Source organism: Catenulispora sp. EB89 (genome assembly GCF_041261445.1).
GTDB lineage: Bacteria > Actinomycetota > Actinomycetes > Streptomycetales > Catenulisporaceae > Catenulispora.
On sequence record NZ_JBGCCU010000003.1, the window covers coordinates 578,029 to 591,314 of the forward strand.

A 13,286-nucleotide genomic window follows, 5' to 3' on the forward strand; every position below is an offset into this window, starting at 1 on the left:
AGCAGCATTTAAGGTGAACAGGCGAAGCTCCTCCTCATGAACGAACCCTCGAGCAACGCAGGCGGCAGCGGCGGCCTGGGCGACAACGGCGCCAACGAAGCGGCGCAGCAGGACGTGCGTGAGAGCTTCGGAGCCAACCCCGCCGCGTCCGGCGGCTCGGGGGCCCAGGACCCCCAGGCGGGCCCGGCCCAGCAGGACGCGGTCCCCCCGACCGCGGCCGCGCAGCCGGCCCAGCAGCCCGCCCCACAGCCCGCCCCCGCCGACAACCCGACGCTGATCCAGCCGACCGCCGACGGGCCGGACCAGACGCTGATCCAGCCGGCGGTGCCGGCCACACCGACCACGCCGGACCCGGCGGCCGGCGGCTACCAGGCACCGGCACCGGCGACGGCACCGGCGCAGGCGCAGTCCGGCCCGATCGGCCCCGGCCCGCAGGCGCCGCAGACCGCGGGCCAGCCGCAGCCGCAGCCCGGCGCCGCCTTCGGCCCGGCCGGCCAGGCGCACCAGGCCCAGCAGGCCGGCCTCGGCGCGCACCTCGGTCCCGGCCCCACTCCCCCGCCGAACTGGGCCGCGCCCTCGGACGGTACGGCCTTCCCCCCGTACACGCCCCCCGGCGCCGCCCCTCAGCGCACCGCGCTCAGCGGCGGCAAGATGCTCGTCGCCGTGGCCCTGATCGCCGGCCTGATCGGCGGCGGCATCGGCACCGCGGTCACCTACGCGGCCAAGGACAACAACAGCTCCTCCTCCAGCGCCGCGGCCAGCACGCGGTCCCCGCTGAACACCAACAACACCGCGCTGAGCACGCCGGGCAGCGTCACCCAGGTCGCCGCGGCGGTCATGCCGAGCGTGGTCGACATCCAGGTCAGCACCGCCAACGGCAGCGGTGACGAGGGCACCGGCATCATCTACAGCTCCGACGGCCTGATCGTCACCAACAACCACGTCATCGCGGCGGCCAACACCTCCAGCCAGAGCAACGGCAACTCCAACGGCAACAACGGCGGAACCGGCGGGACCGGCGGCAACAGCGGTGGGACCGGCGGCAACAGCGGCGGCAACGGCAACCCGTTCGGGGGCGGCAGCGGCGGCAGCAACGGGGGCAGCAGCGGGGGCAACTCCGCCAGCGGCCCGGCGACCATCACCGTCACGTTCAACGACGGCCGGACCGCCAGCGCGCACATCGTCGGCACCGAGCCGCTGGCCGACCTCGCGGTGATCAAGGTCGACGGCGTCTCCGGCCTAACCAAGGCCTCCTTCGCCGACTCCAAGAACCTGGCCGTGGGCCAGCAGGTGGTGGCCATCGGTTCGCCGCTCGGCCTGACCAGCACCGTCACCTCCGGCATCGTCAGCGCCCTGAACCGCCCGGTGGAGACCCAGGCCGAGGACGGCAGCACCGTGGTCCTGGACGCCGTCCAGACCGACGCCGCGATCAACCCCGGCAACTCCGGCGGCCCGCTGGTCGACATGCAGGGCAACGTGATCGGCATCAACTCCGCGATCGCCTCCAACAGCCAGAACTCCGGCGGCCTGGGCGGCAGCAGCGGACAGGCCGGCTCCATCGGCCTGGGCTTCGCGATCCCGATCTCCGAGGCGCTGCCCATCGTCGACGCCCTGGCCCAGGGCAAGCCCGCGCAGATCGCCTCGCTGGGCGTGGCGCAGAACGGCCAGAGCGACACCACCACCCGCACCGCGGGCGGCTACAAGGTCCAGCAGGTCACCTCCGGCGCCCCGGCCGACAAGGCGGGCCTGAAGGCCGGCGACGTGATAACCAAGATCGGCGACCGGCTGGTCTACTCCTACCAGGACGTGGCGGCCGCGGTGCGCTCGCACCGGCCCGGCGACACCGTCCCCATCACCTACACCCGCAACGGCTCTTCGACGACGGTCAACGTCACCCTCGGGGTCCTGGCGACTCAGCCGACCCAGTAAGGCCGGTAATCAGCTGGCCCAGTAAGGCCGGTAATAAGCAGGCGTACCCTTGAGGGGTGTCTGAAGAACGTATCTCGGTCCTCCGCGCCGGTTTCGGCGCGGAGGCCGTTCCGTATCTGGCCGCGTGGGACCTCCAGCGCGAGATCCACGCCCGACGGGTCGCCGACGAGATCGCCGACACCCTGATCCTGCTGGAGCACCCCGCGGTGTTCACGGCAGGCCGCCGCACCGCCCCCGCGGAGCGGCCCACCGACGGCACCCCGGTCATCGACGTCGACCGCGGCGGCCGCATCACCTTCCACGGCCCCGGACAGCTCGTCGGCTACCCGATCCTGCGGCTGCCGGAGGCGATGGACGTGGTCGGCCACGTCCGCCGGCTCGAGGAGGCGATGATCCGGGCCTGCGCCGAGCTGGGTCTGGAGACCACCCGGATCCACGGCCGCAGCGGCGTGTGGATCCTGGGCGAGCAGATCGAGCGCGAGGACCTGGGCGGTCTGAAACTCCAGCTGAAGACCGTCGGCGCGCCGGTGGACGAGGACGAGGAGTTCGACCCGCGGCTGGCCGGCCCGGAGTACGCGCCGTCCAACGCCGGGCAGCGCCGGGCGGACCGGAAGCTGGCGCAGATCGGCGTGCGCGTCGCCAAGGGCGTGACCATGCACGGCTTCTCGATGAACTGCGACGTGGACCTGGCCTGGTTCGACAAGATCATCCCCTGCGGGATCCGGAACGCCGGGGTCACCTCGCTGTCCGCCGAGCTGGGCCGGGACGTCACCGTCGAGGAGGTCGCGCCGCTGGTCGCGCGGCATCTCGAGGACGTGGTTTCCGAGGCTTTCGGGCTCGTCGGCGCCGTCAAGGAATAGCCTGCGGGCCACGTAGGCTGGTAATCACAGGAAAAAGCAGTACCACTTTCGTGCAAGGAGACTCGAAGTGACGGCCGTCACCCCAGAACCCGAAGGCCGCAAGCTGCTCCGGCTTGAGGTCCGCAACAGCGCCGTCCCCATCGAGAAGAAACCCAGCTGGATCAAGACCCGCGCCAAGATGGGCCCGGAGTACACCGGCCTGAAGAGCCTGGTGCGCAGCGAGGGCCTGCACACGGTGTGCGAGGAAGCCGGCTGTCCGAACATCTATGAGTGCTGGGAGGACCGGGAGGCCACCTTCCTCATCGGCGGCGACCAGTGCACCCGGCGCTGCGACTTCTGCCAGATCGACACCGGCAAGCCCAAGGCGTACGACACCGACGAGCCGCGCCGCGTGGCCGAGTCGGTGCAGACCATGGGCCTGAAGTACGCCACCGTCACCGGCGTGGCCCGCGACGACCTCGAGGACGAGGGCGCCTGGCTGTACGCCGAGACCGTCCGCCAGATCCACGCGATGCTGCCCGGCTGCGGCGTCGAGCTGCTGATCCCGGACTTCCACGCCAAGCCCGAGCACCTGGCCGAGGTCTTCGGCAGCCGTCCCGAAGTGCTGGCGCACAACATCGAGACCGTGCCGCGCATCTTCAAGGAGATCCGCCCCGGCTTCCGCTACGAGCGCTCGCTGGACGTCATCCGCCAGGCCCGCGACTTCGGCCTGGTCACCAAGTCCAACCTGATCCTGGGCATGGGCGAGGAGCGCGAGGAGATCTCGCAGGCGCTGGCCGACCTGCGCGAGGCCGGCTGCGACCTGGTGACCATCACCCAGTACCTGCGGCCCTCGCCGCGGCACCACCCGGTGATGCGCTGGGTGAAGCCCGAGGAGTTCGTGGAGCTGGCCGAGGAGGCCCGCGAGATGGGCTTCGGCGTCATGTCCGGGCCGCTGGTGCGTTCGTCGTACCGCGCCGGGCGGCTGTACAAGGAGGCTGTCGAGGCGCGCGAGGCCGCGGCGGCCGGCGTGCCTGCGTGACGATCGCGCGACGTTCGGCGTGCCGTTCGACGTGACGTTCGACGCATCGGCCGGGGCAGCCTCGCCGATTCGGCCCGATGGATATCAAGCACTTTCTTAGTGAGCTGTGACGAACGGCCCCGGTCCTAGTTGGACCGGGGCCGTTTCGCATGCCGGACGCAGGGAATGCCCGGCATTGCGAAGCGCGTTACCACGATTTGACCGGCAACACCAGACCCTGTAACAAAGAAACCTGATAGTGGTGGTTGCCCGCCACAGGCTCCGTTCCCCGACGTCCCCCTTTTCTCTCTGGTCGAGGTTCCGCAATGAGCATCGCAACGTCCTCCGCAACCGCTCCCACGACGCACACCGCCCGCCCCGCGGCGTCCTCCGTCCGCACGATGATCCTCACCTTCGAGCGCCGGGTCCTGCGGGCCGGCGGCCAGCGGGGCGCCCTGGCGAACGCCCGCGCGGCCGTGCTGGAGGGGCAGGAACGGGCCGCGCTGCGGGCCGAGGCCCACGAGTCGCTCACCAGGATGAGCATTCAGTCGCACTAAGGTCCGCACTGGTTTACCACCAGGCGCCAGTACCACGTATTCTGCGTGGCATGGCACGCGACACCACGACGAAGACCCCCGCCGGCGGGGATGCGCCCAAGAAAAAGGGCCGGCTGAAGCAGATCCGCGAGGTCTACGGGATGACCCGCAAGGAGGATCCCAAGCTTCCCCTGGTGCTGGCCGCCTGGGCCGTGGCCGCCCTGGTGGTGTTCGTGGTCCTGGGCTTCCTGCTCGGCTCCCCGGTGTTCTACGGGATCTTCGGCATCCCGGTCGCCGTGCTGGCCGCGATGATCGTCTTCGGGCGGCGGGCGCAGCGCGCGGCGTACTCCTCGATCAGGGACCAGGCCGGCGCCGCCGCCTCGGTGCTGGACACGCTGCGCCGCGGCTGGGACGTCACCCCCGGCGTGCGCTTCAACCGGCAGCAGGACATGATCCACCGGGTGCTGGGCCGCCCGGGCATCATCCTGGTGGGCGAGGGCAACCCGAACCGGCTCAAGGCGCTGTTCACCGAGGAGCGCCGGCACCTGACCCGGCTGTTCGGCCCGGACGTGCCGCTGGTCGCCGAGGACATCGTGGCCGGCGACGACGAGGGCATGGTGCCGCTGGGCAAGCTGAACAAGACGGTGATGCGGCTCAAGCCCGCCACCGGGAAGGCCTACCTGCGTCCGGCGCAGGTGCAGGAGTACCAGAACCGGCTCAAGGCCGTCGGGCCGAACATGCCGATCCCGAAGGGCCCGATGCCCCGCAACGGCAAGATGCCGCGGGGCCAGGTGCGCTAATCGTCGCAAAGCCTACGTCCGCCGGACGTAACCCCGGCGAAACGCCACGGAACGTACGACGGCCCGTGACCGGTGATCGGTCGCGGGCCGTCGGCGTTTCGGGGATGTCGCTGGTCAGCGGCGGGACGGCCACGACATGGTCGACGGCGCGGCATTGGTCTGGGTGACGCGGTCGCTCAGCCGGCGGGCGAACCGCTCAGCGGGTGCTGACGATCATCGTGCGCGCGATCCGGTCGTGCAGGCCGCGGCCGTCGGCGTCCCAGACCACCGCGGGGATGACCAGGAACAACAGCACGGTGCGCATGCCGATCGAGTACAGCGAGGCCCGGCCGCCCTGGTCGGAGCCGACCCGCAGGCCCAGCACCGCCATCCCGAGCGTGGAGCCGCTGATCCCCAGCCCCACCAGGTAGATCACGGCCAGCAGGCTCAGCGCCGCGAACTGGCCGTTGCGCAGCAGCCGGTCGCCGACCAGCAGGTACGCCATGCCGTAGGCGATGGCCCAGTCGATCATCAGCGCGGCCAGCCGGCGGCCGAGCGAGGCCATCGAGCCCGGACCGGTGCGCGGGAGGCCAAAGCGCTGGCCGGAATAGTCGGACGAGGTCATGGCGTCCACGGTACTCCGCGCCGTTTAGAGGTCCGCCACCAACGTCGGACAAGCCGTTCCACAAGCGCCGCGGGGCCCACAGGGTAGGTTGGAGAAGACCCGGGCTCTGTGTAACACGCCGGAAACAAAAGGGACACGGCCGGGAAACCCCCCGGTCCTACGGTCGCATGAGTGCCTGATGGGTCCCGGCCCCGGTGGCGAGAGGCTTCCGGCCGGTGAGAATACTCAAAGGAGTAGTGGATGTTCTCGAACGCCGACGAGGTACTCAAGTACCTCAGGGACAACGACGTGAAGAGCGTCGACGTGCGGTTCTGTGACCTGCCCGGGGTGATGCAGCACTTCACGGTGCCGGTCGAGTCGTTCGACGCCGACGTCTTCTCGCACGGCCTGGCCTTCGACGGCTCCTCGATCCGCGGCTTCCAGGCCATCCACGAGTCGGACATGCAGCTGCTGCCCGACCCCAGCACCGCGCGCCTGGACCCGTTCCGCGCCGAGAAGACGCTGAACCTGAACTTCTTCATCCACGACCCGCTGACCGGTGAGGCCTACTCCCGCGACCCGCGCAACGTGGCCAAGAAGGCCGAGGCGTTCCTCAAGGGCACCGGCATCGCCGACACGGCGTACTTCGGCCCCGAGGCCGAGTTCTACGTCTTCGACGACGTGCGCTTCGCCTCCGGCCCGGACGAGAGCTACTACCACATCGACGCCGAGGCCGCGTTCTGGAACACCGGGCGCGCCGAGGAGGGCGGCAACCGCGGCTACAAGCCGCGCGTCAAGGGCGGCTACTTCCCGGTCGCCCCGAACGACCACTACACGGACCTGCGCGCCACCATGAGCCGCACCCTGATCGACTCCGGCCTGATCGTCGAGCGCCAGCACCACGAGGTCGGCTCGGCCGGCCAGGCGGAGATCAACTACCGCTTCAACACCCTGCTGGCCGCCGCCGACGACCTGATGCTGTTCAAGTACATCATCAAGAACGTCGCCTGGAACGCCGGCAAGACCGCCACCTTCATGCCGAAGCCGGTCTTCGGCGACAACGGCTCGGGCATGCACTGCCACCAGAGCCTGTGGAAGGACGGCGTCCCGCTGTTCTACGACGAGGTCGGCTACGCGGGCCTGTCGGACACCGCCCGCCACTACATCGGCGGCCTCCTGAAGCACGCCCCGTCCCTGCTGGCCTTCACCAACCCGACGGTGAACAGCTACCGCCGCCTGGTCCCCGGCTACGAGGCCCCGGTGAACCTGGTCTACTCCCAGCGCAACCGCTCGGCGTGCATCCGCATCCCGATCACCGGCTCGAACCCGAAGGCCAAGCGCATCGAGTTCCGCTGCCCGGACCCCTCGTCGAACCCGTACCTGGCCTTCTCCGCGATGATGATGGCCGGCCTGGACGGCGTGAAGAACAAGATCGAGCCGATGGCCCCGGTCGACAAGGACCTGTACGAGCTCCCCCCGGACGAGCACGCCTCGATCCCGCAGGTGCCCGGCAGCCTGCCGGCGGTACTGGACTCGCTGGAGGCCGACCACGGCTACCTGCTCGAGGGCGGCGTGTTCACGCAGGACCTGATCGACACGTGGATCTCGTACAAGCGCGAGCGCGAGGTGGACCCGGTTCGGCTGCGTCCGACGCCGCACGAGTTCGAGCTGTACTTCGACATCTAAATACGCTCAGGGCAGCTGCCTGCGCCTCAAGCACAGAAACCGCAGCTGACCAGCACTAAGACTGTTGGACGCCTTGTATTGATCATGGGTGTTTTCGAGCCTCATTTGGGCCCGAAATGGGCCGGATGATCTTGGTTAGACAGTCTGAGAACGTCGATCGCGGTGGGTCCGCGAGCCTCTACGGCTCGCGGACCCACTGTCGTTTGGTGGGCGCAGACCCCGTTGCAGTCCAGCCCTGCCACTGCGGCCGGCTGAATGCGCCAATCGGGTGATGCGGCACATCGCGCGGACAGTTCCGGGATCTAAAGCCGGACTTCAGAGGTAGCCCGCGACGGACGCGGACTCGCCGCACCCAGGAGGACGCCTCCTTATGAACAACCCGCTGAAGCTTGTCGCCACGTCCCCTGCCCCCCACCACCGACCCGCAGCGTCGCCCCCTCGTTAACACATTGACAGAGCCTGCGCCACTCAGAACGGCGTCTTCAGCGAAAGTCTGCCGCCAAGGCTGATTCGCGAATGAGAGGCCTGCTCCCCAAGGCCGAGACCGACCTATGGTCGTCTCAGCTGATCAGGTTCGGACTCTGACCCACCAAGACCAGGGCACAGAGAGGACACCAGGTTGGCCCGCCCTCGCACCGTTACTCCACCGCGCAAAGAGACCTGGCACAACATCCCAGAGCGGCTGTGGAGCCACAAAGAAACCGCTGCGTTCCTCCAGCTCTCTGAGCAGACCCTCTACTACATGAACCACGTCGGCGAAGGACCGCGGTCGTACCGAGTCGGACGCTACCGCCGCTACAACCCGCACGACGTCATGACCTGGCTCGAATCAAAGGCCTCGTAGTCCCTGCAGAAAGGTGGTTCTCGTGCCCGAACCGTACGACCGCTGGCACAAGACACACCCCAAGCCGGGAGAGAAGCCGTGCTCGGCGCACGACAAGGTACCCAGCGCGAAGCATGGCAGGGGCAAACGCTGGGCCGCCCGCTGGGTGGATCCCGACGGCGAGCCGCAGGAGAGCCTGTTCGACAGGCGACCCGACGCAGTCCAGCACCTTAACAAGGTCGCCGCAGCGCTGGACGCGGGCACCTACATCGCCCCTCGCAACGGATTGGTGCTGCTCGAAAGCGTCGCCCAGCGATGGCTCGACAGCAGGAACTTCAAGTCGCCGCGGACGTACGCCCAGTACGAGTCGCGAATCAACAACCACATCATCGACGTTCTCGGCAAGCTACGGCTCTGCGACATCAAACCGTCCACGATCGTCGCGTGGATCAACGGCCGCCGAGAGTACGGCCTCGACGAAACCACCATCGGTCTCGTCCTCGCACATCTCGCGGCGATCATGGAGTCGGCCCTGGACGACGAGCTGATTGCGAAGAACCCCTGCCGGGCGAAGTCAGTTCGCGACGTCAAGCCGAAACGCTCCAAGCGACCGGCCCGCAAAGCACCTCTTAGCGGGCGGCAGTTGGAGGCGCTGCGCGAGAACCTACCCGACCGCTACAAGACGCTCGTGGATGTCACCCGAGGCCTTGGCATGCGCCAAGGCGAGGTCTTCGCGTTCAGTCCGGACGACATCGACTGGGCCAAGAAAGTCGTCCACGTACGACGACAGTTCGCCTGGGACCGCGGAACGATGGTCTTCGCACCACCCAAGTGCAGCGACCTCGATGAGGAACGCGACCGCTTCGTCCCTGCAGCAGACGAAGTCTTGTTCGCCATCATGGCTCACGCCGACGCATTCCCTCCGGTCGAGGTCACCCTTCCCTGGAAGACACGCGATGGAGAGCTGCGCACCACCGTCGTCTTCTTCACATCGCGCGAGGGCAAGCCGTTGAACAAGAACTACATCAACTGGGTCTGGAAGGGCGGCCTGGAGCAAGCAGGAATCATCAAGGCGCTCAACGACAAGCCCATCGGCCGAGGACGCAAGTGGGAGCCGTGCCGCGACAAGATGATGCACGCCGGCCGCCACGACTACGCGACGCAGCGGCTCGGTGAAGGCATGGACATCTTCACGCTCTCAGTCAGGCTTGGCCACGCTGACCCGGCCTACACACTCCGCAAGTACACGCACGAGCCCGAGACGGATTATGAGGTAGAACGGCAGCGAATCGACGAGACGCTGCGTGCCACGAGGTCACGAGCTTCCGATTTCGACACGCCCTCGGCATGGGACCCGGGGTGGCTCCATTGACACGAAAGGGCACTACCGACCGCGGATTGAGCCCGTGTGACGCCCCGTCCGGTCACGATCTACATAGAGCATTTAGAGCTCCACATCGCCAGGTCCCCGACGCTGCTTGACCCGTCGGGGACGTGGTCGCGGGCCCGGAGCGGATCATGCGTAGGTTGATACCCCTGGGGGGATACCGTTTAGATGGACGCGCAATCGACCAGCATCGAAGCGCGCAGCTTTCAATCAGCGGCACGGTCTTCCTCTGATTTTGGGAGTGCCCACCGGCGGACTCTTAATCCGCGGGTTCGGGGTTCAAGTCCCTGGCGGCGCACCCATAGCAGGCTACAGAACATCTAGTGTGAGCTGGGGTTTTGTGTTTTAGATCTTGAAATGGTTCAACCTCTTGATGACCCGTCAGGACCGGTAGTCCGGGATTGATCCAGGGTCAGTTCAAGATCAGGACAGCCTCCGGGCATCAAACCCCTGCCCTGTCGGCCACTCCTGCGGATTTTCGATCCGCAGGATCGGTCCTCATCCGCCTCACATGCGGCCACCAGCGGATTCCAATCCGCTGGTACCGGCGATTGAGACGCGCGTCTGGTACCAAACACCACCTTCCCCGCCAACCTACGGCGCCTTCCTCGTCGGCTCCAACCCACGGGTGAGCGCCCGACCGATCGCGTCGGCGGCCTGGTGCTTGAGGCTGGTGAACACCGAGGTGTAAATGTCGGCGGTGACCCTGGTCGAGGAGTGCCCTAGCACCTCGGACATCACTTTCAGATCGACACCGCTGTGCAAGGCGACCGAGGCGGCGCCTTGCCGGAGGTCGTGAAGCCGGATCGGAGGTATCTGCGTCTCCCGGACCAGTTGCTAGAACTGGCGGCTGACCACATCCGGGTGGATGCCAACTCCGTCGGGCCGGGTGAACACCAGAAATTTGCACCGATATTCACCTGCGACGTCGTGACCTGCGGATTTCTGGCACCGCGGGCACGCGAACGCTGGATTCCGCGACTTCGCCAAGTGCCCGCACGCTGTCGCCACCGACCCGTAGGCTCGCCAGGACCGAGGCCGACCCCTGCGGGAGCTGGGTCGACATCGCATCTCGGATTAGCGGAGGACAGCGTGACTGACACAGCAGAGCCCGTGACATATCAGACGGTGCTGACCAGCGTCCGCCCGCCGCGGGCCGTCACGTTGATCTGCTCCGAGGGCGACTGGCACGCCGATGCGCTGCGGATGCTCGAATGCTACGCGCGCACCTGGGGCGGGGACGGCAATGGCCTGGTCGCCTGGGCATCGGACGGGCAGATCCTCGAGGCGTTCTGGCCTTTGCTGGCTGCCTTGGATGCCGATCAGTGGGTGGGTTTCGCGCGCACCCCGCTGGGCCTGCGGATGTCGGACCCTGCGGCATACGAGCAGTATATCGCCGCACAAGCCAAGGGCTGGGCTGAGCGGAACAACGTTACCGAAGCGGAGGCGAGGCAGGCGCTTGAGACGCCTGAGTTCCTCTCGCCTGACGGCGGATACTTCGCGACCGCGGATGACGAGCGTATCCGCAACGTACTGGCGCCGGCGGTCAACGAGCACGTCATCATCCACGGGCAGTACGCGGCTGACAGCGCCCCGCCGCAGGGCCTGGTGGACATGTGCGATCTGGACTACGCACCCGAGCGCGTCGCCGAGGTCGACATGTCCTCGCTGGCGCCATTGGTGCAGTTGTTGGTCGGTGCCCGCACAGGCCTGATCGCTCCCAGCTTCCGGACCCACCTGCAAAGCAGGGAGGAAACGGAGTTTCGGAGCGTGGTCGCGGCGCCGGCCGACTTGGCCGCACTGCTGGAGTACGCCTGGACCGAACACATCGACACCGTCCCGAAGCGCTTCGCCGCGCGCATCATCGGCGAGACAGAACAGCTGGGGATAGCCGAGCATCTTGAACGGGACTTCACGGCGTACACGCCGGCCGCTCACTCCCGTCTGGGATGTGACAGGTTCGGCCGCTTGGACAAGGACTCCTTCACCCCGGCCCCGCTCGTCGTGGTCTGCGGCGACTCCGCGGAAGACTTCTGCTACGCGTACACCCGGCAGCGCGTCACCAACATCAACACGTTCTGGCTGCCGCTGCACTCGGACTCACTCAACGACGAATCCGCACAGGTGATGTGCACCGTCTTGACCCGCGTACTGTCCCGGTTGCGGCGCTCGCACTACGGCGAGCACGAGGTCCTGCTGACCTCGCTGACCTTGACGGCCGACCAGCTCGAGGCGGTTCGCACCAGCCTGCTGGCCACCCGGTGGCTCGACACCGGCTACGGCATCCCCGTCCCCGGGCCCGTCAGCATGCGGATCTGCGCCCCCGAGGACGTCCCGGTGAAGCGGACAGTTGCTCTGCTGGATGCTGAGCACTTCGCGACAGAGTCGACCGAACCGTTCGTCGGTGCCGATATGCAGCGCACTCTGGAGATCCTTCGCCCGTCGAAGGCCCACAGCACCTCGCCGGACGCGTACCGCTGGCGCGTTGATGTCGAACGCATCGGACACATCCTGCCCGCCCGCTGGAAGGTACAGGACAGTTTGAAGGCCGCGGGCTCGGATGTGCTGATGCCCGGGGCTGTGCGGTCCAGCACCGCTGGGATCAGTGTGGACTCCCATGGCAAGATCGCCCGGTTCAACGGCAGCCCGCTGTCCCAGATCCTCACCCGTACCCGCCTGCACTTTCCGGACGCCGCCGAGATCTTCCGGACGCTACTGGACCGGTGCGGCGCGAGCATGGAGGAGTCCGACAAAGGCCGGTACACCCGCCGCATCCTCGACATGTGGGGAGGGCTACCCGCACTGGCAGCCGACCTTCATGTGGACTCCGCAGCCCGCGGCCTGCTGAACCACTGGATCTCCAACGATCAGAGCTACGGCCGCATCCACCACGACCGCAAGTACCTCCGGATGTCGGACATCAAAATGCTCACCGGCATGGACCAGCCGACACGACGCGCCCTGATCGACCGGTTCCTGGATCGCGGAATCGCCCACCGCGGACTGGTCCTGCGATGCCGATTGTGCGCCGACTCCTCCTTCTACCATCTCGCCGACATCGGCCCTGGCTATTGGTGTCCGCGCTGCCGACAGCACAACGCCATCACCGACGGCGCCTGGACCACGGCAGCCCACGAGCCTGAATGGTTCTACAGCCTCGATGAGATCGTCTACCTGGCGCTGGACAACAACATCCACGTCCCGATCCTCGCCCTCAACCAACTGGCCGCGACCGCCCGCTCCTTCCTGCACATGCCCGAGGTCATCGTGCGCCGGCAAGGCGAAACCGATCTCGAGGTCGACCTGTGGGCAATCGTCGACGGCCACATCGTCATCGGTGAGGCGAAGAAAGGTGACAAACTCGACGAGTCTCCCGACGCCGAGGTCGAACGCTGCCGAAGGCTCAAACGGCTCGTCCACGATCTCACCGTCGACGAGCTGGTACTGGCCACGGCTGACTCCCGCTGGTCCCAACGAACTGTCGTCAACCTCGAGCGGGAGATGGGCTCAACAGCAACCGCCAGGTGGATGACCGGCCTCAGATAGTAGGTACGTACGCAAGTCGCGCGCTTCGAAGGTGACCAGGAGAGCCGCCACCGCCTCAGCGGCCATTACCTCCTGCCATCCACGGCCGTTGATGGCATACAGCCAGTCAATCCCAACGCCCCGCCCGACACCGCGA

At 67.5% G+C, this 13,286-nt stretch carries 11 protein-coding genes and 1 tRNA gene; 10 read left to right on the plus strand and 2 right to left on the minus strand.

Annotated elements, in window-relative coordinates:
* The first annotated feature begins 36 nt into the window (after window positions 1–36).
* The 5 genes from ABH920_RS09365 (at window position 37) to ABH920_RS09385 (ending at window position 5,125) form a co-directional block, all read left to right on the plus strand.
* The gene (locus ABH920_RS09365) at window positions 37–1,929 is read left to right on the plus strand and encodes a trypsin-like peptidase domain-containing protein (protein WP_370348486.1); all 1,893 of its coding nucleotides are present in this window, start codon (window positions 37–39) and stop codon (window positions 1,927–1,929) included.
* A gap of 56 nt (window positions 1,930–1,985) precedes the next feature.
* Window positions 1,986–2,789, plus strand: coding sequence for a lipoyl(octanoyl) transferase LipB (gene lipB, locus ABH920_RS09370; protein ID WP_370348487.1), 804 nt, complete (start codon window positions 1,986–1,988; stop codon window positions 2,787–2,789).
* Window positions 2,790–2,856: 67 nt separating this feature from the next.
* The gene (gene lipA / locus ABH920_RS09375; RefSeq protein WP_370348488.1) at window positions 2,857–3,810 is read left to right on the plus strand and encodes a lipoyl synthase; all 954 of its coding nucleotides are present in this window, start codon (window positions 2,857–2,859) and stop codon (window positions 3,808–3,810) included.
* Between the two features lie 305 nt (window positions 3,811–4,115).
* Window positions 4,116–4,346 (plus strand): hypothetical protein, encoded by a 231-nt coding sequence (locus ABH920_RS09380; RefSeq protein WP_370348489.1) that lies wholly within the window; start codon window positions 4,116–4,118, stop codon window positions 4,344–4,346.
* A gap of 50 nt (window positions 4,347–4,396) precedes the next feature.
* Complete coding sequence (locus ABH920_RS09385) at window positions 4,397–5,125, plus strand: DUF4191 domain-containing protein (RefSeq protein ID WP_370348490.1); 729 nt, start codon at window positions 4,397–4,399, stop codon at window positions 5,123–5,125.
* Window positions 5,126–5,321: 196 nt separating this feature from the next.
* On the opposite strand, the gene ABH920_RS09390 is transcribed toward ABH920_RS09385, so the two are convergent.
* Window positions 5,322–5,729, minus strand: a complete 408-nt coding sequence (locus ABH920_RS09390) for an RDD family protein (protein ID WP_370348491.1) — start codon at window positions 5,727–5,729, stop codon at window positions 5,322–5,324.
* A gap of 240 nt (window positions 5,730–5,969) precedes the next feature.
* On the opposite strand from ABH920_RS09390, the gene glnA reads away from it, so the two are divergent.
* The 4 genes from glnA (at window position 5,970) to ABH920_RS09410 (ending at window position 9,902) form a co-directional block, all read left to right on the plus strand.
* Window positions 5,970–7,394 (plus strand): type I glutamate--ammonia ligase, encoded by a 1,425-nt coding sequence (glnA, locus tag ABH920_RS09395; RefSeq protein ID WP_370348492.1) that lies wholly within the window; start codon window positions 5,970–5,972, stop codon window positions 7,392–7,394.
* A 619-nt stretch (window positions 7,395–8,013) separates the two neighbouring features.
* A complete protein-coding gene (locus ABH920_RS09400) occupies window positions 8,014–8,238 on the plus strand; it encodes a helix-turn-helix transcriptional regulator (protein ID WP_370348493.1) in 225 nt (74 codons plus the stop codon).
* Window positions 8,239–8,260: 22 nt separating this feature from the next.
* Window positions 8,261–9,589, plus strand: coding sequence for a tyrosine-type recombinase/integrase (locus tag ABH920_RS09405; protein WP_370348494.1), 1,329 nt, complete (start codon window positions 8,261–8,263; stop codon window positions 9,587–9,589).
* Window positions 9,590–9,817: 228 nt separating this feature from the next.
* Window positions 9,818–9,902 (plus strand) — tRNA-Leu (locus tag ABH920_RS09410).
* Between the two features lie 296 nt (window positions 9,903–10,198).
* Here the strand turns inward: ABH920_RS09410 and ABH920_RS09415 are convergent.
* Window positions 10,199–10,438 carry a tyrosine-type recombinase/integrase gene (locus ABH920_RS09415; RefSeq protein WP_370348561.1) on the minus strand — a complete coding sequence of 80 codons (240 nt, stop codon included), beginning with the start codon at window positions 10,436–10,438 and terminating at the stop codon, window positions 10,199–10,201.
* A gap of 258 nt (window positions 10,439–10,696) precedes the next feature.
* On the opposite strand from ABH920_RS09415, the gene ABH920_RS09420 reads away from it, so the two are divergent.
* Entirely contained in the window at window positions 10,697–13,150 is a 2,454-nt protein-coding gene (locus ABH920_RS09420; RefSeq protein ID WP_370348495.1) for a hypothetical protein, read from the plus strand.
* Window positions 13,151–13,286: the final 136 nt, after the last annotated feature.

What these genes read in the sequence shown, in the direction of transcription:
- ABH920_RS09390 (WP_370348491.1), bottom strand. Translation starts at nt 5,729, where the DNA reads ATGACCTCGTCCGACTATTCCGGCCAGCGCTTTGGCCTCCCGCGCACC.
- glnA (WP_370348492.1), top strand. Translation starts at nt 5,970, where the DNA reads ATGTTCTCGAACGCCGACGAGGTACTCAAGTACCTCAGGGACAACGAC.
- ABH920_RS09365 (WP_370348486.1), top strand. Translation starts at nt 37, where the DNA reads ATGAACGAACCCTCGAGCAACGCAGGCGGCAGCGGCGGCCTGGGCGAC.
- ABH920_RS09385 (WP_370348490.1), top strand. Translation starts at nt 4,397, where the DNA reads ATGGCACGCGACACCACGACGAAGACCCCCGCCGGCGGGGATGCGCCC.
- ABH920_RS09380 (WP_370348489.1), top strand. Translation starts at nt 4,116, where the DNA reads ATGAGCATCGCAACGTCCTCCGCAACCGCTCCCACGACGCACACCGCC.